This is a genomic window from Chthonobacter rhizosphaerae (genome assembly GCF_013839525.1).
In the GTDB taxonomy this organism is placed as follows: domain Bacteria; phylum Pseudomonadota; class Alphaproteobacteria; order Rhizobiales; family Pleomorphomonadaceae; genus Chthonobacter; species Chthonobacter rhizosphaerae.
Map to the genome: position 1 here is coordinate 137,541 of NZ_JACDIS010000010.1, position 24,100 is coordinate 161,640.

At 71.6% G+C, this 24,100-nt stretch carries 19 protein-coding genes; 5 read left to right on the forward strand and 14 right to left on the reverse strand.

Features of this window, described 5'->3' with window-relative positions:
- Window positions 1-80 precede the first annotated feature (80 nt).
- The 5 genes from pepN (at window position 81) to HND91_RS17440 (ending at window position 7,156) form a co-directional block, all read left to right on the forward strand.
- Window positions 81-2,729 (forward strand): aminopeptidase N, encoded by a 2,649-nt coding sequence (gene pepN / locus HND91_RS17420; protein ID WP_181707871.1) that lies wholly within the window; start codon window positions 81-83, stop codon window positions 2,727-2,729.
- Window positions 2,730-2,945: 216 nt separating this feature from the next.
- On the forward strand, window positions 2,946-5,387 hold the full coding sequence (locus HND91_RS17425) for a sensor histidine kinase (RefSeq protein WP_181707872.1): 2,442 nt from the start codon (window positions 2,946-2,948) through the stop codon (window positions 5,385-5,387).
- 285 nt (window positions 5,388-5,672) lie between these two features.
- Window positions 5,673-6,143, forward strand: coding sequence for a DUF4112 domain-containing protein (locus tag HND91_RS17430; protein ID WP_210272763.1), 471 nt, complete (start codon window positions 5,673-5,675; stop codon window positions 6,141-6,143).
- Window positions 6,140-6,565, forward strand: coding sequence for a hypothetical protein (locus HND91_RS17435; RefSeq protein ID WP_181707873.1), 426 nt, complete (start codon window positions 6,140-6,142; stop codon window positions 6,563-6,565). Before HND91_RS17430 ends, HND91_RS17435 begins: the two co-directional genes overlap by 4 nt.
- A gap of 240 nt (window positions 6,566-6,805) precedes the next feature.
- The gene (locus HND91_RS17440; protein ID WP_181707874.1) at window positions 6,806-7,156 is read left to right on the forward strand and encodes an ATPase inhibitor subunit zeta; all 351 of its coding nucleotides are present in this window, start codon (window positions 6,806-6,808) and stop codon (window positions 7,154-7,156) included.
- Between the two features lie 65 nt (window positions 7,157-7,221).
- Here the strand turns inward: HND91_RS17440 and HND91_RS17445 are convergent, their stop codons facing one another.
- The 14 genes from HND91_RS17445 to HND91_RS17510 form a co-directional block, all read right to left on the reverse strand.
- Window positions 7,222-10,197: a bifunctional [glutamine synthetase] adenylyltransferase/[glutamine synthetase]-adenylyl-L-tyrosine phosphorylase gene (locus HND91_RS17445; RefSeq protein WP_181707875.1), complete on the reverse strand. Its 2,976-nt coding sequence runs from the start codon at window positions 10,195-10,197 to the stop codon at window positions 7,222-7,224.
- Window positions 10,178-11,629: a sensor histidine kinase gene (locus HND91_RS17450; RefSeq protein WP_343057385.1), complete on the reverse strand. Its 1,452-nt coding sequence runs from the start codon at window positions 11,627-11,629 to the stop codon at window positions 10,178-10,180. Before HND91_RS17450 ends, HND91_RS17445 begins: the two co-directional genes overlap by 20 nt.
- Window positions 11,610-12,293, reverse strand: a complete 684-nt coding sequence (locus tag HND91_RS17455) for a response regulator transcription factor (RefSeq protein WP_181707876.1) — start codon at window positions 12,291-12,293, stop codon at window positions 11,610-11,612. The genes HND91_RS17450 and HND91_RS17455 overlap by 20 nt, the downstream gene beginning before the upstream one ends.
- A gap of 179 nt (window positions 12,294-12,472) precedes the next feature.
- Window positions 12,473-13,978, reverse strand: a complete 1,506-nt coding sequence (locus HND91_RS17460; protein ID WP_246329546.1) for a Do family serine endopeptidase — start codon at window positions 13,976-13,978, stop codon at window positions 12,473-12,475.
- 197 nt (window positions 13,979-14,175) lie between these two features.
- Window positions 14,176-14,661, reverse strand: a complete 486-nt coding sequence (locus HND91_RS17465; RefSeq protein ID WP_181707878.1) for a cytochrome c-type biogenesis protein — start codon at window positions 14,659-14,661, stop codon at window positions 14,176-14,178.
- A 5-nt stretch (window positions 14,662-14,666) separates the two neighbouring features.
- Window positions 14,667-16,655 (reverse strand): heme lyase CcmF/NrfE family subunit, encoded by a 1,989-nt coding sequence (locus HND91_RS17470; RefSeq protein WP_181707879.1) that lies wholly within the window; start codon window positions 16,653-16,655, stop codon window positions 14,667-14,669.
- Between the two features lie 89 nt (window positions 16,656-16,744).
- The gene (ccmE, locus tag HND91_RS17475) at window positions 16,745-17,272 is read right to left on the reverse strand and encodes a cytochrome c maturation protein CcmE (RefSeq protein WP_181707902.1); all 528 of its coding nucleotides are present in this window, start codon (window positions 17,270-17,272) and stop codon (window positions 16,745-16,747) included.
- 103 nt (window positions 17,273-17,375) lie between these two features.
- Window positions 17,376-18,536: a c-type cytochrome biogenesis protein CcmI gene (ccmI, locus tag HND91_RS17480; RefSeq protein WP_181707880.1), complete on the reverse strand. Its 1,161-nt coding sequence runs from the start codon at window positions 18,534-18,536 to the stop codon at window positions 17,376-17,378.
- Window positions 18,537-18,643: 107 nt separating this feature from the next.
- Entirely contained in the window at window positions 18,644-20,035 is a 1,392-nt protein-coding gene (locus HND91_RS17485; RefSeq protein WP_181707881.1) for a hypothetical protein, read from the reverse strand.
- A gap of 231 nt (window positions 20,036-20,266) precedes the next feature.
- On the reverse strand, window positions 20,267-20,737 hold the full coding sequence (locus HND91_RS17490) for an RT0821/Lpp0805 family surface protein (RefSeq protein WP_246329547.1): 471 nt from the start codon (window positions 20,735-20,737) through the stop codon (window positions 20,267-20,269).
- Window positions 20,738-20,918: 181 nt separating this feature from the next.
- Window positions 20,919-22,274 (reverse strand): ATP-binding protein, encoded by a 1,356-nt coding sequence (locus HND91_RS17495; protein ID WP_181707882.1) that lies wholly within the window; start codon window positions 22,272-22,274, stop codon window positions 20,919-20,921.
- A complete protein-coding gene (locus HND91_RS17500) occupies window positions 22,267-22,965 on the reverse strand; it encodes a response regulator transcription factor (RefSeq protein WP_181707883.1) in 699 nt (232 codons plus the stop codon). Before HND91_RS17500 ends, HND91_RS17495 begins: the two co-directional genes overlap by 8 nt.
- Window positions 22,966-23,018: 53 nt before the next feature.
- A complete protein-coding gene (locus HND91_RS17505) occupies window positions 23,019-23,324 on the reverse strand; it encodes a PepSY domain-containing protein (protein WP_210272764.1) in 306 nt (101 codons plus the stop codon).
- A gap of 137 nt (window positions 23,325-23,461) precedes the next feature.
- On the reverse strand, window positions 23,462-23,911 hold the full coding sequence (locus HND91_RS17510; protein WP_181707884.1) for a hypothetical protein: 450 nt from the start codon (window positions 23,909-23,911) through the stop codon (window positions 23,462-23,464).
- Between the last annotated feature and the right edge of the window lie 189 nt (window positions 23,912-24,100).

Below are 24,100 nucleotides of genomic sequence, written 5' to 3' on the forward strand. Positions count from 1 at the left end.
CGGCGGGGGACCGGGCCGCTATTGAACCTCCTTATCCCCGGCGCTAGACCACAAAGGATTGCTTCTGCGAGGGCCAGCCGTTGCGCACCGAAACCGCGAATCCCGTCCGCCTGTCGGATTATCGGCCGAGCGCCTACGCGATCGACACAGTCGATCTTCACGTCGCCCTCGACGAGGCGGACACGCTGGTCACCGCCACCCTGGCCCTTCGCCGCCGCGACGGAACCCCGTCCGGCGCGCCGCTGCGCCTCGACGGCGACGAGCTGGTCCTCGTCCAGCTCGCCCTCGACGGCGTGCCGCTGCCCGGCGACGCCTATGCGACCGACCCGGACGGGCTCGTCCTCCACGCGCCGCCCGAGGATCCGTTCCGCCTGACGATCGTCACCCGCCTCGACCCGGCCGCCAACACCAAGCTGATGGGCCTCTACCGGTCGAGCGGCACCTGGTGCACCCAGTGCGAGGCCGAGGGCTTCCGCCGCATCACCTACTTCCTCGACCGACCGGACGTGCTTGCGGTCTACACCGTGCGCATGGAGGCCCCGAAGGCGCTCGCGCCCGTCCTCCTCAGCAACGGCAACCGGGTGGAGGCCGGCGACCTGCCCGACGGCCGGCACTATGCGGTCTGGCACGACCCCTGGCCGAAGCCGTCCTACCTGTTCGCACTCGTCGCCGGCGACCTCGCCGCCAGGATCGACGGCTTCACCACCGCCTCCGGCCGCCCGGTGGAGCTCGGCATCTACGTGGAGCACGGCAACGAGACCCGGATCGACTACGCCATGGACGCGCTGAAGCGCTCCATGCGGTGGGACGAGGAGGTGTTCGGCCGGGAGTACGACCTCGACGTCTTCAACATCGTCGCCGTGTCGGACTTCAACATGGGGGCGATGGAGAACAAGGGCCTCAACGTCTTCAACGACAAGTACGTGCTCGCCGACCCGGACGTCGCCACCGACACGGACTATGCCGGCATCGAGGCGGTGATCGCCCACGAGTACTTCCACAACTGGACCGGCAACCGCATCACCTGCCGCGACTGGTTCCAGCTCTGCCTGAAGGAGGGTCTCACGGTCTTCCGCGACCAGGAGTTCACCTCCGACATGCGCTCGCGCCCGGTGAAGCGCATCGCCGACGTGCGCACGCTCCGCAGCCACCAGTTCCCGGAGGACGGCGGCCCGCTCGCCCACCCGGTCCGGCCGGAGGTCTACAAGGAGATCAACAACTTCTACACGGCCACCGTGTACGAGAAGGGCGCCGAGGTGATCCGCATGCTGAAGACGCTGGTGGGCGACGACGCCTTCCGCGCCGGCATGGACCTCTACTTCGACCGCCACGACGGCGACGCCGCCACGATGGAGGATTTCGTCGCCTGCTTCGCCGAGGCCTCCGGCCGCGACCTCTCCGCCTTCATGCACTGGTATTCCCAGGCCGGCACGCCTACGGTGGAGATCGCCGAGGCCTATGATCCGTCCGCCCGCACCTACCGGCTCACCTTCACCCAGACCGTGCCGCCGACGCCGGGCCAGCCGGTGAAGCAGCCGGCCGTCATTCCGGTCCGCTTCGGCCTGGTCGGCTCCAACGGCGCCGACATGACCTACGCATCGGTCAGCGGCGCGGAGGTGCGCGACGACGTGATCGCCCTCACCGAGACCCGCCACGAGGTGGTGTTCACCGGCGTGTCGGAGCGGCCGGTGCCGTCGCTCTTCCGCGGCTTCTCCGCCCCGGTGAAGCCCCAGATCGCCCTGACCCCGTCGGACCTCACCTTCCTGATGCGTCACGACGGCGACCCGTTCAACCGCTGGCAGGCGGCCTCCACGCTGGCCATGACCATGCTGGTCGCCGGGTCGGAGGCGGCGCGGTCCGGCGTCACCCCGCGCATCGACCCGGCCTACCTGGACGCCCTCGACGAGACCATCGCCGACGGAACGCTCGACCCGGCCTTCCGGGCCCTGATGCTCGCCGTGCCGGGCGAGAACGACGTCGCCCGCGAGATCGGCGAGAACGTGGATCCGGACGCCATCGCGACCGCCCACCGCACCCTGCGCGCGGCCATCGGGGCGCGCCTGGAGACCACGCTGGCGCACATCGTCTCGGAGGCGAGCGAGGCCGGGGACGTGGCCTATACGCCGGACGCCGCCGGCGCCGGCCGGCGGTCGCTGGTCAACGCCGCCCTCGACCTTCTGGCCGCGACCGGCCGGATGGAGGTGCTGGAGGCGGTGGAGCGCCGCTTCGACCTCGCCACCAACATGACCGACCGGGTCGCCGCCCTTTCCATGCTGGTCCACCGCAACGCTCCGGGGGCCGAGGCGGCCCTCGGGCGATTTCACGATCGCTTCGGATCCGTTCCCCTCGTCGTCGACAAGTGGCTCGCCGTCCAGGCGACGGCGCCCGATCCGTCCACCCTCGACCGGGTCCGGGGTCTGACCCGGCACCCGTCCTTCTCGTTCCGCAATCCGAACCGGACCCGCTCCCTGATCGGCTCCTTCGCCAACCTGAACCCCACCCAGTTCGCCCGCCCGGACGGAGCCGGGTTCGACTTCGTGGCCGACGTGGTCCTGCTCCTCGACGGCACGAACCCGCAGGTGGCCGCCCGCATCGTGACCAGCTTCCGCTCCTGGCGGAGCTACGAGGCCAGGCGGCGCGCGAAGGCCGAGGCGGCGTTGAAGCGGATCGCCGGCAAGCCCACCCTGTCGCGGGACGTGAGCGACATCGTGGAGCGGGCCCTAGCCTGACCGGCCGCTCCTCCCGCCCGCCCCCTCCCGCCCGGCCGAGGCGGCCGGGTGGAGGGTGTTGCAAGTTGGCCGACTCGGCGGTCGTTAACGGGTTTTTCAGACCCCGGCGCTGGACAGCGAGAATCGCTCTGATTCACACTGACTTGGTCGATTCGGGGCGCGTCGTACCTCCCGGGCGTTCGTCGCAACCGAGCATAGCGAGTGGGGGTACCGGGAATGGCGCGGGCGGACTCTGCCAACGCGTCGAGCGGGTGGCGATCTCTCTTCTTCAAGAGCGCCGCCGAACCGGAGGGCGCCCTGAAGGGTCACGCCCGCCTTCTCGCCCAGCCGGCCTACCGGCGGCTCGTCCAGGCCGAGCCCATCTTCCGCCGCTCGATCCCGGTCCTCATCGCGGTATTCCTGCTCGTGGTCGGTGTCGCCCGTGTGACGAACCTCGCCGAGCGCCGCGACGAGACCGGCGCGACCGCCCGCGACATGATCGCCATGCTGGCCGAGACCCTCGACGCGACCCTGTCGGCGAGCGCCCCGGAGGACGCCACCGCCGAGGGCTACGCCACCGCCGTGCGCACCGCGCTCCGCGAGGCCCTGCCTCCGTCCGCCACCAGCGACGGGCGCATGATCCTCGTCGCCGACGTGGACGGCGAGATCCAGGCGACCGCCCCGGAAGACAGCGCCCTCGTCGGCCAGAACCTCGCGGCCCTGTTCGGCCCCGGGCAGCCCATGGTGGTGTTCGGCGAGCGCGCCGGCGTGCTGCCGATGACCCTCGGCGACGGCCGGGAGGCGTTCGCGACCGTCCACCACCTGGCCGGCGCCCGCGGCTCCGTCGCCGTCTACCAGCCGACCGACCAGATCTTCCTCAACTGGCGGCGCGACGTGTCGATGAACGTGTCGCTCTTCATCGGCACGAGCTGCATCCTGATCGTGATGGTCTACGCCTTCTTCGCCCAGACCTCCCGGGCGACCGAGGCGGACCGCATCTACGCGGCCACCCAGATCCGGGTCGACACCGCGCTCCGGCGCGGCCGCTGCGGCCTGTGGGACTGGGATCTCGCCCGCGGCCGGCTGTTCTGGTCGCCGTCTATGTACGTCATCCTCGGCATGCAGCCGAACCAGGACCTGATGGGCTTCAGCGAGCTGCAGGCCATGATCCACCAGGACGACATGGACCTCTACAGCCTCGCCCGCGACATCCTGGAGACCGGCCAGAACGCCGCCGACCTGGAGTTCCGCATCCGCCACGCGGACGGCAACTGGGTCTGGCTGCGCGCCCGGCTGGAGATCGTCCGTGACCGGGACGGCGCGCCCCACCTGATCGGCATCGCGGTGGACGTGACCGAGCAGAAGCGCCTTGCCGAGATGACCGCCACCGCCGATCTCCGCCTGCGCGACGCCATCGAGACCATCTCCGAGGCCTTCGTCCTGTGGGACGACGACAACCGCCTCGTCATGTGCAATTCCAAGTACCAGTCCCTGCACCAGCTGTCCGACACGGTCACCCGCCCGGGCACGCCTTACGACGCCGTCATGGTGTCGGCGCGCCAGCCGGTGGTGCAGAGCCACGGCAAGATGGGCGACTTCTCCGGCGAGCGGTCCTACGAGGCGCAGCTGGAGGACGGGCGCTGGCTGCAGATCAACGAGCGCCGCACCAAGGACGGCGGCTTCGTGTCGGTCGGCACCGACATCACCGAGCTGAAGCGCCACGAGGAGCGCCTTCTCGACAGCGAGCGTCGCCTGATGGCGACCGTCGCGGACCTGCGCCAGAGCCGCCACCAGATGCAGCTCCAGACCAGCCAGCTGGTGGAGCTCGCCGAGAAGTACGCCGAGGAGAAGGCCCGCGCCGAGGCCGCCAACCGGGCGAAGTCGGAATTCCTCGCCTCCATGAGCCACGAGCTGCGCACGCCGCTCAACGCCATCATCGGCTTTTCCGAGATCATGCGCTCGGGCATGTTCGGCGACCTCGGCTCGCCGAAGTACGACGAATATTGCCGCGACATCCACGAGAGCGGCACGTACCTGCTCAACGTCATCTCCGACATCCTCGACATGTCGAAGATCGAGGCGGGCCGCGTGAACCTGTCGCTCGACAGCGTCGTCCTCGACGACGTGATCGCCGACAGCACGCGCATCATGACGCCACAGGCGGAGGACCGGAAGATCCGGCTCGTCACCAGCTTCGAGGCCTCCCTCCCCATGGTGGCCGACCGCCGCGCCATCAAGCAGGTGGCCCTCAACCTCCTGTCGAACGCGCTGAAGTTCACGCCCATGAACGGCTCCGTGACGGTCTCCACCGCCGTCCAGGGTCAGATGATGATGCTCACCGTGGCGGACACGGGTATCGGCATCCCGGCCCACGCGCTGCAGCAGCTCGGCCAGCCCTTCGTGCAGGTGGAGAACCAGCTCACCCGCAAGCACCCGGGCTCCGGCCTCGGCCTCGCGATCGCCCGCTCCCTCGTCGAACTCCACGGCGGCAGCATGACGATCGAGTCGTCGGAAGGCATCGGCACCACCGTGACGGTCCGCTTCCCCCGCATCGCCGCCCCGACGGCCAGCGACGGCACCGCCGCGGTCGCCGAACAGACCACCGTCCCCGCCTCCTCCGGCCTCGCCCGCGCCGTCGCGGTGGCTAACGCCCGAAGCGCCAGTCGGTCGGTGCACTGACGGGCGGCAGGGAGCGGAACCGCTCTCCCGGCCGCGGATCTCCTGCCGCGGCTTCACCCGACAGCCCTCCCCTCGGCGCTCGCCCGCTCCGGCGCGAATGCGCGACGCGCCATCACCGGGTCGCAAAAAGCCTTCTCCCGTTTTTCACCGCTCCTGTTGAAATCCCCGCTGCCCGTTCCGACATAATCCCCATCGGGTCCGGGCCCCTCTGGCGAGCGCTTGCGCTCGCGATGTCGGACCCTTCCACGTGATGCGGACTGTTTGTCCGCCTGTTGGAGGGATCCCTTGCCGATCACTGCCGAAATCATCCCGCCGTCCGCCGTTCGCGCCCCTGCGGTCGCCTCCACCCTGGCCGACCTGGTCGCGGTGGAACGGCGTCTCGACACCTTCGCCCGCGTCATGGACAGCGCGGTCGGCATCCCGGGCACGCGCCTGCGGTTCGGCGCGGATTCCGTCATCGGTCTGGTGCCGGGCATCGGCGACGCGGCCACGCTCTGCCTGTCGGCCTACCTGGTCTACGAGGCGCAGAAGATCGGCGTGCCCGACCGGATCCTGCGCAAGATGCTCGCCAACATCGCCGTCGACGCCGCCATCGGCGCCGTGCCGCTCCTCGGCGACGTGGCGGACGTGTTCTTCAAGGCCAACCTGAAGAACATGGCGCTCATCCGCCAGCACATCGCGGCGCTGAAGGCCGAGCACGCGGCTCCGGTCGCCGTGTCCCGCACCGACGGCGCCGCCCGGACGGTGACCCGATGAGGCCGCTCGTCATCGGCCTCGCCGGGGCGGCCTTCGTCGTCTGGTCGCTGATCGCCTGGGCCATGCACGCGCTGGTCCAGGCCGCCGGCAATGTTGCGGCGCTGAACTCGGATCTTCTTCCCGTTCCGCCGGAATGGGTGGTGTTTTTGTCTGAAATATTCTCTGGCGCTGGCGGGATCGGTGCTACACTGGTCGTGGTGATTTGGGGCTTTGGTACCGCGTTGATCGTCGGAGCGGCCGCGCTCGGTCTTGCCATCGCCCGTCGTGCCGGGCGGGGCGACCGTCGCATCACCATCTTCCCTCCGGGATCAGGTCCAGGCCCAGGAATGCCCGGCACCCGCGGCCACCACCGTGTGGACTGGCGCCGCGGGAACTGGGAAAGCGTGGCGATCAGCCTGCTGCGGCGGTTGCGGAACCGCTGACCGGCCGGCGTTCGCGAAAGCGCCGGCCCTCGTCTCGAGCGGCCGGCGTTCATTGTGTCTGCGTTGGGCGGTGCGCGGGAGTTGCGTGGGGAGGCGTGCCGCGTTTGTCCTGTTCTGTCGCGTAAGGGTGCGGCTCCGATGCCGCGCCCGACTGTACCCCTGGAACGGGCGGATCAGCCCGGAGGGGAGCCGGCCGCAAGAGCCGGTTGGAGGCAACAGCAAGCAACGGGAGGACGCTCGATGTCAGAATACACCGGTGCGGATCAGCGATTGGCCTGCGTGGCCACCCTCGGCGCCATGTCGATCGCCGTCTGGGCGGGAGAGCGGCTCGGCTTCCGCGACGACGCGCTCTGCCGCTACGTGGCGCGCGTGGTCGAGGCTGGCCTCGGCGACCGCGGCTACGACGGCGCCGTCACGCGCATCGTGCGCGACCTGGAGGAGGCCGGCCTTCCGGTTTCCCGCGAAGAGGTCGAGGACATGATGATGGGCTTCGAGCGCCGTCTTCGCCTGGATCTCGGCCTGCCGGTCACGGCGCCCCAGTTCGTCATCGAGGCCGACGAAGACTTCCCGGGCGCCGTGCGGGCCGCCTGACCGGCGCACGCCACAGACCCGATGCCGCGCGGCATGGCCCCGGGCCGTGCCGCGGCGAGCACCCGTCACCCTTTCTTCCGCTCCACGGTGCCGATCAGCCGCTCGAAGGCGGCGCGCACGCTCGCCTGCGTCTCCTTGAGGTGGGTCTGCAGCGTCTCCACGCTCGGCATCCCGCCCGCCTGGGTGACGAGGGCGAGAAAGCCCTTCGGCGCGTCCGCCGGCTTGAACCGGCCGGTGATCGACAGGCGCAGCACCTGGGTCAGGTCGTTGTAGAGGCGGATCGCCGGGATCAGCACCTCTCCGTCCGCCCGGGCCAGCACGCCCGCGCGCTCGGCCATCACCAGCGCCGCCTCCGTGTTCGTCGACACGATCTTCGGGTGCGTGCCGCCGTGGAGAAGTTGCAGCGTCTGGGCGATGAACTCCACGTCGATCAGCCCGCCCGGCGCCACCTTCATGTCCCACGGGTCGCTCGACCCCTTCTCCTGCTCGATCCTGGCCCGCATGTCGGTCACGTCGGCGAGGATCACCTCCCGGTCGCGCGGCCGGGCGATCGTCTCGCGGATCACCGCCTCCACTTCCTCGCCGAGCCCGCCGGTCGCCGCCACCACGCGCGCGCGAGTCAGCGCCATGTGCTCCCACGTCCAGGCGTCCTGGCGCTGGTAGCGCGCGAACGCGTCCACGCGGGTCGCCAGCGGCCCCGCGTTGCCGGATGGGCGGAGCCGGAAGTCCACCTCGTAGAGCTTGCCCTCCGCCGTCGGGGCGGAGAGCGCCGTCACCAGACGCTGGGTGGCGCGGGCGAAGTACTGGCTCGGCGCCAGCGGCCGGGGGCCGTCGGAGGCGGAGGCCTCCGGATCGTGGTCGTAGAGGAGGATGAGGTCGAGGTCGGAGGCGGCGGTCATCTCCCGCCCGCCGAGCTTGCCCATGGCGATCAGCGCCACGCGGCCGCCGGGCACGCGCCCGTGCGCCTTCTCCAGCTCGTGCAGCGTCGCCGCCAGCAGCCGCGACAGGATCACATCCGCCAGCCGCGCGAAGGCCGCTCCCGCCTGCCGCGCCGTGATGGTGCCGGAGAGGACGCGCACGCCGATCAGGAACATCTGCTCCTGGCCGAAGATGCGGGCGCGGTCCAGCACCTCCTCGTAGGCGCGGCTCTCGCCGAGGGTCACGTCCAGCCGCCGGTCCAGCTCCGCCGCGTCCGGCACCGTGCCGAAGAAGGCCGGCTCCAGCACCGCGTCCATCACATGGGGCCGCCGTCCCACGATGCCGGCGAGCCGGGGTGCGGTGCCCATGATGGTCGCCACCAGGCTGAGCAGCGCCCGGTTCTCCGACAGCATGGAGAAGAGCTGCACGCCCGCCGGCATGTTCTTCAGGAAGGTGTCGAAGGCGATGAAGGCCGCGTCCGCCGCGTCCGTCTCGGCGAGCGCCTGGAGGAGGTTCGGCGTGATCTCGGTCAGGATCTCCCGCGCCCGGGTCGAGCGGGTCGCCGCGTAGCGGCCGAAGTGCCAGGCCCGCACCGCGCGCGTCACCTCCTGCGGCCGCTGGTAGCCGAGGCCGGCGAGCGTCGCCAGCGTGTCCGGATCGTCCTCGTCGCCGGTGAAGATCAGGTTGCCGAGGCTGCCGGCGAGCGACGCCTCCTCCTCGAAGAGGTCCGCGTAGTGGGCCGACACCGTGTGGAACCGCCGTTCCAGCCCCGCCGCGAAGGCCTCCACGTCCGGCTCGCCCATCATGCGGCCGATGCGGGCGAGGCCTGAGGGCGTGTCCGGCAGCGTATGGGTCTGCTCGTCCGCCACCATCTGGATCCGGTGCTCCACGGCCCGCAGATAGCCGTAGGCCTCGGCGAGGTCGTCCCGCGTCGCCGCCTCCAGCCAGCCGTGGGCGACCAGCGCGTCCAGCATGGCGATGGTGCCGCGGCCGCGCAGGTCCGGGTTGCGCCCGCCCGCGATCAGCTGCTGGGTCTGGACGAAGAACTCGATCTCCCGGATGCCGCCGCGCCCGAGCTTCACGTTGTGGCCGTAGACCGCCACCTTGCCGTGGCCCTTGTGGGCGTGGATCTGCCGCTTGATCGAGTGGATGTCCCGGATCGCCGCATAGTCCAGGTACTTGCGCCAGACGAACGGCGCGATCTCCTTCAGGAACTGCTCGCCCGCCGTCACGTCGCCGGCGCAGGGCCGCGCCTTGATCATGGCGGCGCGCTCCCAGTTCTGCCCCATGCTGCCGTAGTATTGCAGCGCCGCCAGCACCGACACGGCGATCGCCGTCGCGCCCGGGTCGGGCCTCAGCCGCAGGTCGGTCCGGAAGGCGTAGCCGTCGGCGGTGCGCTCCTGGAGGATCTTCACCAGCTGGCGCGTCATGCGCACGAACAGGGTGGCGACGTCCGCGTCCTCCGGCGCCGGGGCGATGTCCCGGTCGTAGAAGACGATGAGGTCGATGTCGGACGAATAGTTCAGCTCGAACGCGCCATGCTTGCCCATGGCGATGATGATCCAGCCCGAGCCCGTCTCCGGATCGTCCGGGTCCGGCAGCGTCAGCTTTCCGGCCGTGTGCGCCGCCCGCAGGATGAAGCGCGCCCCCGCCCGCACGGAGGCGTCCGCGATCGTCGTCAGCGCCCGGGTGACGGCCGGCACGTCCCAGATCCCGCCGAGGTCGGCGAGCGCGATCACGAGCGCGGCCTCCTGCTTGGCCTGCCGCACCATCCGCATGGCGCCTGCCTCGTCCGGCGGGATCGTGGCGACCAGGTCCGCCGCGAGGGCCGCGATGCGGGCCTCCGGCGCCTGCCCGATGATCCGCGCCAGCCGCTCCGGCTTCCGGAACAGGTGCTCGCGCAGATACGGGCTGTCCGAGGCGGCCGCCAGCACCAGCGCCTCCGCGTCCGGCGCGGCGCTCAGCGCCTCCCTGAGCGCGTCCCCGCCGTCCCGGGCGAGGCCGTCGGCAAGGTCCGATCGGGCGAGCGCCAGATCGGGGCCGGCCTCCGGCACACGGCGGATGCGGGCGCCGAGCGGCCCGGCCGCGTCGGATCGGGGCTTGTCAGTGGACGTCGGTTCCATCGGTCCTCATCTCCGCGCCGTCCGGGTCCTGGCGGACCGGCAGGATCAGGGTGGCGGAGAGGCCCGGGCCCGCATCCGCCAGATCCAGCCGCCCGCCGTGCAGGCCCGCCACCGCCGAGACGAGGCTGAGGCCGAGGCCCGAACCGGGCAGGGTCCGGCTCCGTTCCAGGCGCACGAACCGCTGGGTCACGCGCGGCCGGTCTTCCGGCGGAATCCCCGGCCCGCGGTCGGCCACGGTCAGGCGCACCCCGCGGCCCGCCTGCTCGGCCCGCAGAGTCACCTCCCCGGCCGCGCCGGCCGGCGCGCCGTCGGGCGGCAGGGCATACTTGATGGCGTTGTCGAGGAGGTTGGCAAGGGCCTGGCTCACCAGCGCGCGGTTGCCGGCGATCGGCAGCGGCCCCTTCACGTCCGTGATCAGCCGCCCGCCGGCGTCCTCCACGACGGGCTCGTAGAGCTCCGCCACGTCGGCCGCGATGGCCGCCGCGTCGAGCGGCACCAGTTCGTCGCCGGAGGATTTCGCCTCCACCCGGGCGATCCGGAGCAGCGCGTCGAACAGGTGGATCAGCTCGTCCGCGTCCTCGATCGAAGCCCCGATCGCCTCCCGGCAGCCCGCCTCGCCGGCGCCGTCCCGAAGCGCCGTCTCCAGGCGCGTCCTGAGCCGGGTCAGCGGCGTCTTCAGGTCGTGGGCGATGTCGTCCGACACCTCCTTCAGGCCCGTCATCAGCGCCTCGATCCGGTCGAGCATCCGGTTGAGGCTTTCGGCGAGATTGTCGAACTCGTCGCCGCTGCCGGTCACCTCCAGGCGCCGGCTGAGGTCGCCGGAAATGATCCGGCGCGACGTGTCGGCCATGTTCTCCACCCGGCCCAGCACCGACCGGCTCACGAACACCCAGGTCACGAGCCCCATCACCACCATGACGCCGATCGCGAACTGGATCGATTCGGCGATCACCGTTTCGAACTCCACCCGCTCGCCCACGTCGCGGCCGACCAGCAGGCGGAATCCGCCCGGCAGGGCGAACACCCGCACCACGGCCTGGAATTCGCGCGTCAGCTCGCCGTCGAGCCGGCTGTAGCTCACCTGCACCGGCCGCCCGTCCGGCAAGTTCAGCACCGCGAGCGGCAGGTCGGCCACGTTGCCCACGATGGTGCGGCCGGAGAAGTCCGCCACCAGGTATAGGCTGGCGCTCGGCCGCCGGCTGCGGATCTCCACCGCGCTCACCAGCTGGCGCAGTCCCCCGCGCCGGTACTGCTCCACCAGCGAGCTGATCTCGCTGGTGATGGATGCCTCTAGCTGCCGGGCCAGGAGATCGGTGGTCGTGCGCGAGATGTAGGCGATCAGGAACAGGGTCAGCCCGGTGAAGACCACCAGGTAGACGATCGCCAGCTTGAAGGCGGTCGTGCGGACCAGCCTAATCGGGGACGGAATCACGGATCATGTATCCCGCGCCGCGGATGGTGTGGAGGAGCGGGTGGTCGAATCCCTTGTCGATCTTGGACCGGAGCCGCGATACGTGCACGTCGATCACGTTGGTCTGCGGGTCGAAGTGGTAGTCCCACACGTGCTCCAGCAGCATGGTGCGCGTCACCACCTGCCCGGCGTTCCGCATCATGTATTCCAGGAGGCGGAACTCCCGCGGCTGCAGCACGATCTCGGTGTTGCCGCGGGTCACCCGCTGGTTCAGGCGGTCCAGCGTCAGGTCGCCCACCCGGTAGCTCGTCTCCACGCCGCCCGGCTGGTTGCGGCGGGCGAGCGCCTCGATGCGGGCGAGGAGTTCGGTAAAGGCGTAGGGCTTCGTCAGATAGTCGTCGCCGCCGGCGCGAAGGCCGATCACCCGGTCGTCCACCTGCCCGAGGGCGGACAGGATCAGCACCGGCGTGCGGTCGTTCCGCCGGCGCATGTCCTCCACGATGGCGAGGCCGTCCCGCTTCGGCAGCATGCGGTCGACCACGAGCACGTCGAAGCCGCCGGCTTCCGCCAGCCGCTGCCCCTCCTCGCCGTCCGCCGCATGGACGGACGCGTGCCCCGCCTCCTGGAGGACGCGGGTGAGGTAGGACGCGGCTTCGGTGTCGTCTTCGATGATCAGAACGCGCATGGCGTCCACTGTAGCGCTCCCGGCTGGATTCGGCGACGGGGCGTGAACGTGGCCGGTGGCGGAGCCGGACACAAGTGAACGATCGGAAAGGTGGCGCTCCCGTCGCGGCCGGCCGGCGGCGGGCACGAAAAAAGCGGGCCGGTTTCCCGGCCCGCCTTTTCGTCATGCCTGCCCCGCCGTCAGGCGTTGCCGATGGTCACCGCCACGAAGCGCACGTTGTCGCCGGACTTCACGCGCATCAGGACCGACTTGCGGCCGGCCTCGGAGGCGGCCTTCAGGCCGTTCTCCACGTCGCGGGCGCCGTTCACCGGCTGGCCCGCGACCTCCAGGATCACGTCGCCCTGGCGCAGGCCCTTCTCGGCCGCGGCGCCGTTCGGGTCCACCTCGGTCACCACCACGCCCGCGTCGCCGGCGCCGACCGTCGCGGCCGGGGCGAGCGACAGGCCGAGGTCGTCGATCGAGGCCGGAGCGGTGGTCTGCGGCGACACCGCCGCCTGCTGCTGCTCGCCCGGCAGGGTGCCGAGCTTGACCTTGACGGTCTGCTTCTCGCCGTTGCGGTAGAGCTCGACGTCCACCTCGGTGTTCGGCGCGTAGGCCGCGATGGTGCGGGCGAGGTCGCGCGCGCTCTCCACCTCGGCGCCGTTCACCGCCACGATGGCGTCGCCGGCGCGGATGCCGGCCTTGGCGCCCGGGCTGTCCGGCTGCGGCTCGGTCACGAGGGCGCCCTTGGCGGCCTCCAGGCCCAGGCTCTCGGCCAGATCCGGCGTCACCGGCTGGATCTGGACGCCCAGCCAGCCGCGCACCACCTGGCCGTCGTCGATCAGGTCGCGCACGACCTGCTCGGCGGTGGCAGCCGGGATGGCGAAGCCGATGCCGACCGAACCGCCCGACGGCGAGTAGATGGCGGTGTTCACGCCGATCACCTCGCCGGTCAGGTTGAAGGCCGGGCCGCCGGAGTTGCCCTTGTTGATGGGCGCGTCGATCTGGATGAAGTCGTCATAGGGGCCGGCGCCGATGTCGCGGCCGCGGGCCGAGACGATGCCGGCGGTCACCGAGCCGCCGAGGCCGAACGGATTGCCGACGGCCACCACCCAGTCGCCCACGCGGGTCTCGCCCTTGGAGAAGGCCACGTGCGGGAACTCGCGGGAGGCGTCCACCTTGACGACCGCGAGGTCGGTCTTCGGGTCGGTGCCGACCACCTTGCCCGGGTATTCGGCGCCGTCGTTCATCACGACGGTGACCTCCTCGGCGCGCTCGACCACGTGGTTGTTCGTCACCACGTAGCCGTCGGCCGTGATGAAGAAGCCCGAGCCCTGGGCGAGCGCGAAGTTCTCGCCGCGCGGGCCGCCTTCGCCCGGCGCGCCCGGCATGCCGGGCATGCCCGGGATGTTGGGGCCGCCCGGCTGGCCGAAGCGCCGGAAGAACTCGTAGAGCGGATGGTCTTCGGGGATGTTCGGCAGGCCGCGCATCTGGCCGCCTGCGTTGGCCTCCTCCGTCGCCTTGACGCGGATGGAAACGACCGCCGGCTGCACGCGCTCCACCACGTCGGCGAAGGACAGCGGCTGCTGGATCGCTTCGGAGATGTTCTGGGCGTTGGCCGGAGTGTCGAGCGGGAAGACGGTCTGGCCGGCGACGAGCCCACCGAGGGTGAGGGCGAAGACGCCGCCGAGGAGCGCGCGCTTCATCGTGGCGGCGCGTCCGGACCGGGGATTCTGTGAGGTCGACATAGGACTTGCGAACTCCAAGCTGAGGGATGCTCGGTTCGGAGCCGCCGGGCGATCCCGCCATCGGGGTCGTCAGTTTCGTCGATCGGCTCCTGCGTCCGGAATATGGGGCTGCAAAGCGCCCGCAAAACGACCGCTCTAATTAAATCTTCGTAACGTCAGGGCATTCCGCGCTGATCTTCCGACAGAACACGAGCCAGCGCGGCCTCCTCCTCGGCGCTGAGGCGACCGTCGGCGGCGACGCGCGCCCGCCGGCGCCACGCCAGGAAGGACGCCAGCGCCCCCACCGCCACCAGCACCGGGGCGGCGAGCCAGAGGATCAGCGTGTGCCCCTCGAACCTCGGCTTCAGGAGCACGAATTCGCCATAGCGCGCCACCAGGAAGTCGCGCACCGCGTCGTCGTCGTCGCCCGCCGAGAGCCGCTCGCGCACCAGCACGCGGAGGTCCTTGGCGAGCTGGGCGTCGCTGTCGTCGATCGACTGGTTCTGGCAGACCATGCAGCGGATCTCCGCCGAAAGCGCCCGCGCCCGGGCCTCCAGCGCCGGGTCCTGCAGACGCTCGCCGGGCTGCACCGCGAGCGCCGGCCCGATCGCCGCGAGGACGAGGCCGATCGCCAGGAGAACCGCTCTGAGGGGATGCCGCATGGCCCCTACTCCGCCGCGACCGGCGCCGCCGGCGTGTGCCGGGCCGGCGTCGGCGCCCCCACCCGGAGCCGCCGGTCGGACAGCGACAGGATCCCGCCGGCCATCATCACCAGCGCGCCGATCCAGATCAGCGTCACCAGCGGCTTGTCGAACATGCGAACCACCAGCTGGTCGGTGCGCTCGCTCTCCTCGCCGAGGGTCACGTAGAGCTGCGACACCCCGTGCGTGACGATGGACGCCTCGGTCGTGGGCATCTGGCGCGCCGTGTAGAGCCGCTTGGCCGGGTCCATCTTGGCCACCACCACACCGTCCTTGCGGGCCGTCATGTGGGCGACGAGCTCGGTGTAGTTCGGCCCGCGTCGGGTCTCGGCGCTGTCGAAGGTCACCTCGTAGCGGCCGATGGTGGCGGTCTGGCCCTGCTTCATCACCAGGATGTTCTCCACCTGGAGCGACGTCACCCCCACGATGCCGAGGATCATCACGCCGAGCCCCGCATGGGCGACCGCCGTTCCGTAGGCCGAGCGCGGCAGCCCGGCGAGCCGCCGCCAGCCGATCGCAAGGCCCACGTCCGCGAAGCGCGCGCGGCTGACGAGCTCGCTGATCGCGCCGACGATCAGCCAGGCCGCGAGGCCGATCCCGAGCACGGCCAGCACCGGCCCGCCCTCGGTCAGGTACCAGGCCATGAGCGCCGCCGCGATCGCCGCCGCGAAGGCGGCCATCAGCCGCTGCGACGCGCCGAGGAGGTCGCCGCGCTTCCACGCCAGATAGGGTCCGAACGGCACCGCCAGCATCAGCGGGATCATCAGCGGCCCGAAGGTCAGGTTGAAGAAGGGCGCGCCGACCGAGATCTTCTCCCCCGTCAGCGCCTCCAGCACCAGCGGATAGAGCGTGCCGACCAGCACCGTCGCGCACGAGGCGGTCAGGATGATGTTGTTGAAGACGAGCGCGCCTTCCCGGCTCACCGGAGCGAACACGCCGCCCTGCGACAGCTGCGAGGCCCGCAGCGCGAACAGCGACAGGCCGCCGCCGATGAAGACGCAGAGGATCGCCAGGATGAACACGCCGCGCGCCGGATCGGTCGCGAAGGCGTGCACGGACGTCAGCACGCCCGAGCGGACCAGGAAGGTGCCGAGCAGCGACAGCGAGAAGGTCAGGATCGCGAGGAGCACCGTCCAGATCTTCAGGGCGTTGCGCTTCTCCATCACCACCGCCGAGTGGAGGAGAGCGGTGCCGGCGAGCCACGGCATGAAGGAGGCATTCTCCACCGGGTCCCAGAACCACCAGCCGCCCCAGCCGAGCTCGTAGTAGGCCCAGTAGCTGCCCATGGCGATGCCGGCGGTCAGGAACACCCACGCGGCCAGCGTCCACGGCCGCACCCAGCGCGCCCAAGCGGCGTCGATCCGGCCCTCGATCAGCGCCGCCACGGCGAACGCGAACGAGATCGAGAAGCCCACGTAGCCGAGGTAGAGGAGCGGCGGGTGGATGGCGAGGCCGATGTCCTGCAGGATGGGGTTGAGGTCCTGCCCCTCGAACGGCGCCGGCGACAGGCGCGCGAACGGGTTGGACGTCGCCAGGATGAAGCCGAGGAAAGCCACCGTGATCCAGCCCTGGACGCCCAGCACGTTGGCCTTCAGGCTCGCCGGCAGGTTCTGGCCGAACGCCGCCACCGACCAGCCGAACAGGGCGAGAATCAGCACCCAGAGGAGCATGGACCCCTCGTGGTTCCCCCACACGCCGGTGATCTTGTAGATCAGCGGCTTCAGCGAGTGGGAGTTCTCGTAGACGTTCGCCACCGAGAAGTCCGACACCAGATAGGCGTAGGTCAGCGCCGCGAAGGAAAGGCCGACGAAGGCGAGCTGCGCCGTCGCGATCGGCGAGGCCGCCGCCATCAGGGCCGGGTCGCCGCGCCGGGCGCCGACGATCGGCATCACCGATTGGACGAGCGCCAGGGCGAGGGCCAGCACCAGCGCGAAATGACCGATCTCGGCGACCATGCGTCCTCCCATCCCGTGTCGTGGCCGGGCGTCGGCCGGAAACTTTTACAGGGCCCGCCGGCCGGATCGCCCGGCGAACCCGATGCGCCTCAGTTGGTCAGCCGCGCGGGCTCCGCCGCCGGCGTCGCGGCCGGCGCGGCGGCGTCCGTCGGCGCCGGATCCCGGGTGGACGGCATGGCCGCGCCATCGCCTTCCCACACGCCCTGCGCCTTCAGGCTGTCCACCACTTCCTTCGGCATGTAGTTCTCGTCGTGTTTGGCGAGCACCGTGTCGGCGCGGAACACCCCGGCGGCGTCGAGCATGCCCTCGGTGACGACGCCCTGCCCTTCCCGGAAGAGATCCGGCAGCAGGCCCGAATAGGTCACCTGCACGGCGTTCACCGTGTCGGTCACCTCGAACGTCACCGTCGCGTCGTCGCCGCGCCGGACGGTGCCTTCCTTGACGAGCCCGCCGAGGCGCAGCCGCTGGCCGGGCTCCGCGCCCGTGGTGGCCACGTCGGTCGGCGTCTTGAAGAGCGCGATCTGGCCGCTCATGGCGTAGAGCACCAGCCCCATGGCCGCGGCCAGCACCACGCCCACCACGCCGATCAAGGTCAGCCTGCGCGTCTTTCGCGTCATCGCCATCGCCGTCGTCCCGCCCTCTGGTCCCTGCCGTGTCCCGAAGCCGCACCTCTCCGCGGGCGCGTGCCGGCTCGTCCAATGCCGGGGGTCGCCCTTCCGGTCAGGGAACGAGCCCCATGCTCTTCGCCGCGTCCTGGATCTGCGCCAGGATCGTCGGGTCGTCCTTGAAGGTCTCTTCCGCCTTTTTCAGGGCGGCGCTCGCGTCCTCCGGGCGCTCCATCACACCGTAGGCGCGGATCAGCTGCATCCAGCCCACCGGGTCGCGCGGGTTCTGCTCCAGGCGGTCCGCCAGCCGCTGGACCATGCCGGCCACCATCTGGGCCCGCTCCTCGTCCGACATCGCCTCGGCCGCCGCCACGTCGGCGGCGCCCGGTCCCGCCGCCGGCCCGGCGGAAACCGCCGGCAGCCCCGCCGGCTCCGGCGTGTCCGCCGGCCGGCCGAGGGCGGCGAGCGCCCGCTTCCGGTTCTCGCGCACCGGCTCCAGCCACGGCGCGTCCGCGGCCGAGCGGCGGATGATCTCGTCGTATTCGGCAAGGCTCTCCTCGTTGCGCCCCGCCTGCAGCAGGCCGAGCGCCCGATAGTAGCGCGCCTTGATCCGGTCCGGATCGGCCTGGACGGCCGCGTCCAGCGCCGCCTGCGCCTCCTCGGACACCAGCCCCTCCCCGGCCGCCACCAGGGTCTCGCCGAGCGCCTCGTTCAGCTCCGGCGACGGCCCCTCGATGCGGATGATCTCCCGGTAGGCCCGCGCCGCGTCGTCCACCCGGCCGGTGCGAAGGTAGATGGGCGCCAGAACCTTCCAGCCCTCCGCGTCGTTCGGCTGGTTGACGAGGTGCGCCTCCACCCGGGCGATCATCTCGACCACGTTGTTCGGGTCAGGCGGCGCCTGCAGGCGCGCCGCGAGCGGCTGGTCGGGAAGGTCGGGCGATCCGGTCGACGCGTAGACGCCGAGCGCCAGGAGGGGGATCGCCATCGTCGCCGCCATCGCGGCGGGCTTCGCCCAGGACCGGCGCGGCGACGCGGCCTCCGCCGCCTCGCTCGCCTTCAGGAGGCGGCGGGCGATCTCGGCCCGGGCCGCCTCGGCTTCCGCGGCGCCGATCAGGCCCCGCTCCCGGTCGCGCTCCAGCTCCGCCAGCTGGTCGCGGTAGACCGCCCGGTCGTGCGCGCTCGCCGGCAGCGCGGCGCGTCGATGCCGCGCGAGCGGCACGATCACGGCGAGCGCCGCCGCGACGGTCATCAGGGCGAAGACGATCCAGACCAGCATCGGAGCGATGTCACCTCGGCGGGCCGCAGAGGCGGCCGCTCGCCGTCACATAAGCGACTTGGCCCGGTTCCTCAATGATGTCCGTCAAACCGTCGCAGGCTGCGCGCTCACTCGAAGCTCGGCAGCGTCGGCCGGCTCGCGGCGGCGATGTCGCGGCTCTTCTGCACCAGCGCGGCGTGTTCGTCCCCGAACGTGAGCGCGGACAGGCTGATCAGCGTGTCGCTCGCGGCCCTGATGGCCGCGTGAAACTCGCCGCGGCTCTTGCGCAGCTGTTCGATCAGCCGCCCGCCCTGCACCTCCAGGGAGCGTTCCACCACCGGTACCAGCCGGGTCACGAGTTCGTTGAGGGCGAGCGCGTCCTTGGACTTCCGCACCGCCATCAGCAGCGCCACCGCCCGGATCGCGTCCCTCGCCTCGGCTTCCGCGGGCGGGTGGCCGGCCGACACCGTCAGGGCGGCGCGGATCAGCGCCACCACGCCCCCGATGTCCTCCAGGATGAGGCCCGACATGGCGCGCCGCAGCTCGCTCAGCCGCTTCAGCCAGGTGCCGTCCTCCTCCAGGGCCAGCACGCCGGTCACCGCGCGCACGGCTTCGTGATACCGGCGGATCTCCTGCAGCATGGCGTCGAGCCCGTTCGGGTCCTCGCGCAGGCCCGCGTACCGGGTCACCGACCGCTGCACCACCGAAAGCGCCACGTCCACGAACACCCGCCCGTCGGACCGGCGCACCGTCGCGATGTCGTCGTCCTCGTCCGCCAGGGCCAGCGCCACCCGGGCGAGCGTCGAGGTGGACGGCGCGCGCGACGCCACCGCCAGGGCGGCCAGTTCCAGGTCCTTCGGATAGGTGTGCACGAAGGCGACGGTCTGCTCGATCGCCAATCGTTCGGTGGGATCCCACGGCTGGATGGCGACCGGAAGCCGCATCAGCAGCCGCTCCAGGGTGGGCAGCCGGCCGGCGAGGTCGATCAGGTCCATGGCGTCCCGCAGCACCTCCTCGCCGCCGAGCGCCACGATGAAGCGCTGCAGCTTCTTCGGGTGCTCCGCCGCGGCGGCCGCCTGCCGGGCCAGTTCGCCCACGGCGGCCGACCGGAGCACGCCGAGGTTGTCGTTCATGTGCCGTTCGGTGGAATAGCCGCGCAGCGCGTGCGGGTGCAGCCACGGGCGGAACTGCTCCGTCATGGCGACCCGCGTCAGGTAGGTCCAGATGGCGTCGATCGACTGCGCCGCGATCCAGCCCGGCTGGCGCGGCGTCAGCGTCTCCGGGATCACGAACGGGGCGAACGGCTGGAAGAAGCTGTCCTTGACGGTTGCCGGGTCCGGCAGCACCGCGCCGTTGCCGTGGATGGCCGTCCGGGTCGCGTCCAGGATCAGCCGCGCCTCCGCGTCCGCCTCGCCGCCGGCCTTCGTTTCCAGCGTCCTCAAAAGCAGCGCGCGGGCGCCGGGCGAGAGCCCGTTCAGGTAGGAGACGACCTTGTCTTGGATGAGCCGGCCCTGGGACATGTCCTCCGCCTCGCATTCGCGCGATGCGATGTGTTGAGACAAGGTGAGCCAGAAGCGTTACCGAACCGTGAGTCGCCCCCGCGATTCCGCCAGGGGGCGGCCGGATTCGCGCGCCGGTCGATGCGCCTCCCGCACCCGGCCAGGGCCGTCTCGCCGCCGGCCCCCGAAACGCGAAACGGGGCCGCCCGAAGGCGGCCCCGCTCCATGCCGTCTCGTCGCTGTCGGTCGGGCTCAGCCCACCGGGCGCCAGGACCCGTCCGGGTTGCGGCAGGCTTGGCCGCGGGCGGTCTCCGGGCGACCGTCGATGTAGATGGTGCTCACATACTCGCGGCACTGCGAGTTGTTCACGTAGTAGGTCGGGCCGGTCTGCACGTCGCCGTACACGCCCGTCTGCGGGTTGGACCAGCGCTGAGGAGCGCCCGTGTTCAACGCCTGCACCTGCGAGGCGTAGTAGTACTGGCGGTCCTGCTCGTCCATGCGGGCGCCGATCTGGTTGCCCACGAAGCCGCCGATCAGGGCGCCGGCCGCCACGGCCGCAATCCGGCCGGAGCCGGAGCCGAACGCCGAGCCGATAGCCGCGCCGCCGACGGCGCCCGCCAGCGTCCCGAGCGACGCCTTCTGACCGACAGTGGGGTCGGACGCGCAGCCGGCGAGCGTCACGCCGACCATGCTGACCGCAATCATCTTCTTCACACCGAGCATGATATCTCCCGTCTCCGCCTCGGCCGTTCCCTGCGCGGGAGCAAGCCGTCGTCCCCGCTGCGCTGCCTTCAAACCGCGCAAATCGTCCCTGGTTCCTTGCGACAGGAACGTGGCCGAATTGCGAAGAACAAGGTGGCGGCGCCTTTGCGGCTGGCGACGCCGTCCGCAAGGGCCCGGTCCGTCAACTCTGCGGCAGCCGCACGGTCACCTTCAGCCCGCCGAGGTCGGAGGTCTCGAAGGCGAGCTTGCCGCCGTAGGCCTCCACCAGTTCGTCCACGATGTTGAGCCCGAGGCCGGAGCCCGGCACGCTCTCGTCCAGTCGCCGCCCTCTGGCCAGCACCACCGCCGCCTGCCCGTCCGGAAGGCCCGGGCCGTCGTCCTCCACCGTCACGGCGATCATCGGCCGCGCGCTCGCCTCTCCGGCCTCCGCCGCCACGGTCGCCCGCACCCGACCGCGGCCGAATTTGGCCGCGTTGTCCATCAGGTTGCCGACGAGCTCGTCCAGGTCCCGCCGCTCGATCCGGGCCTTCAGGTCCGCCGGGCCGTTCACCTCGATGGCGAGATCCCGGTCCGCGTAGGCGCGCCTGAGCACCGCCGCGACCCCGTCGAGCGAGCGCCGCGCCTCGGCGGCGGCGCCGATCACCCGGCGCTCGGCCGCCATGCGGGCCCGGTCCAGGTAGCGGTCCACCTGGGCGCGCATCACGGCCACCTGTTCGGTCACCTTGGCGCCGAGCGGCCCGTCGTCCGCGCGGGCCTCGTTCAGCATCACGCTGAGCGGCGTCTTCAGCGCGTGGGCGAGGTTGCCCACGTGGCCGCGCGCCCGCTCCACGATGGCGCCGTTCGTCTCGATCAGGGCGTTCAGCTCCTCCGCGAGCGGCGCGATCTCGCGCGGCAGGTCCGCCTCCAGCCGGCTCGCCCGGCCCTCGCGGATCGCCTTCAGGCCGTCCCGCATGGTGTCGAGCGGCCGCAGGCCCAGTCGCACCTGCAGGATGGTGGCGAGCACGAGGCCGACGGCGAACACCGTCAGGGTCGCGAACACCCGGTTGCGGAACGACGCGATGTCGGCCTTCAGTTCGTCCGCGTTGCCGGCGACCGCCACGTCCAGCTCCCGGCCGCCGATCAGCCGCACCCTCTGCGCCACCAGCCGGAGCTCGTAGTTGAGCGGCCCCACCACGTAGCTGCCCGCCACCGTGCCGTCCGCCGGCGGTTCCGGCACGTCCAGGATCTCGCCGAAGAGCGACCGGGACGCCGCCGTCACCTGCCCGGTCCGGGCGTCGCGCACCAGCCAGTACCAGCCGGACAGCGGCAGGTTGAAGCGCGGCTCCCCGGCATTGTCGAACGCCGGCGCCTCTCCTTCCGGCACGAGCGCGACCGCGCCCGCCAGCGTCTTCTGGTAGACCGCGAGCCGCGCGTCGAACGAGCGCTCCAGGCTGCCCCGGTAGAGTTGGGTGAGGAGAAGGCCGGCGCCCGCCAGCGAGACGGCGCTCCACAGCACCGCCGAGGCGACGAGGCGCCAGGCGAGCGAGCGTTCAGCCACCTCCGCCCTGCCCCCCGGAGCCGGCCCCCGGCCCGGCCGTTCCCACCCGGTAGCCCAGCCCGCGCACGGTCTCGATGATGTCGACGCCGAGTTTCTTGCGCAGGCGGCCGATGAACACCTCGATGGTGTTGCTGTCCCGGTCGAAATCCTGGTCGTAGAGGTGTTCCACCAGCTCGGTGCGCGACACCACCTTGTCCTTGTGGAGCATCAGGTACTGGATGAGCCGGAACTCGTGGGACGTCAGCTTCACCGGATTGCCCGAAACGGTCAGCCGCCCGGCCTTCACGTCCAGCCGCACCGGCCCGATCTCGATCTCGTTGGAGGCGTGCCCCGCCGCCCGGCGCACCAGCGCCCGCAGGCGCGCCAGAACCTCCTCCATGTGGAAGGGCTTGGCCACGTAGTCGTCGGCGCCCGCGTCGATGCCGGCCACCTTGTCGCTCCAGCGGTCGCGGGCCGTCAGCAGCAGCACCGGCATGCGCCGCCCGTCGCGCCGCCAGGTCTCCAGCACAGACAGCCCGTCCATGGCCGGCAGGCCGATGTCCAGCACCACCGCGTCATAGGGTTCCGTGTCGCCGAGGAAGTGCCCCTCCTCGCCGTCGAACGCCACGTCCACCACGAAGCCGGCGTCGCGGCAGGCGGCGGCCAGTTGGCGGTTGAGGTCCTTGTCGTCCTCTACGATCAGTACGCGCATGTTTGTCCGTCCCGCCGCCGCGAACCGGAGCCGCGGCCTTTCCCTTCGTCCGCTCAGCCGCCGCCCGCGATGGCTCCGGTGCGGGCGTCCACCACGATGGTCACCACGCGCCCGCCCGGCCCCATCACGGCCAGCCGGTAGACGAGCCGGCCGCCGCTCTCGCACAGCTCGGCGTTCACGATGTCCCCGTCCACCCGGCGGGCGACGGACGAGAGCCGCATCGCCTCCCCGGACGCGATCGCCGCCTGGGCCTCGCGCGCCGACAGGCAGTCCGCCGCGGCCGCGGTCGGGGCCGTCGCGGCGAGCGCTGCGGCGAGGAATGCACCGACGATCGGGGATTTTCTGTGGCGGCGGGTCATGGGTGCCACCTTAGGGCGCAGCGGCTGAACCGTCCATGAATACGCCGCCCGGACGGCCGCCCGTCTCCGTGTTTCTGGCGATCCGTCAGCCCGATCCCGCGAGCGGCTCCGCCTGCCCCGCGTCCACGCGCCCGCCGTCACTCCACCGGGTCCGGCGGCAGCCAGTCCGCGTCCGACCGCCGCCACCCGGGCGACACCGACACCGGACAGGGGTGCGCCTCGTGCCCCGGCGGCGGCGTCCAGCCCGAGCCCGGACCGTTCACCGTCACGTTCACCACCAGCCCCGCCCCGTCAACCACCGCCGTGCGAACCACACCGCCGCCCGACGCGCCCAGCCCTCCTTCAGCGGACCCGGCGACGCCGTCCGCGCCCACGCCATCGCCCGTCGCCACGCCGTCCGCGCCCACCCCATCCCCCGTCGCCACGCCGTCCGCACCCACCCCATCCCCCGTCGCCACGCCGTCCGCGTCCACGCCATCGCCCGCCTCCCTGCCCTTCGCGCCCGCGCCTTCTCCCGCCGGACCGCCGTCCGACCCGTCCACGCCCGCGGCCTTCGCCGCCCGGCTCGCCGTCCGCCTCGCCGCCATGCCGCCGTCCTCCGCTCGCGCCCTGTCCGTCACCCGACCGAGATGATCCACGCCTCGCCGCGGCCGCCGGCGCCGCCGGCGCCGCTCGGGGCGCCGTTGGTCGCGCCGCCGCCCCCGCCGCCGCCGCCGCCCGGGACGCCGCCCGCGCCGCCCGTGCCGCCGGCCGAGGTGCCGGTGCCGTTGCCCGCG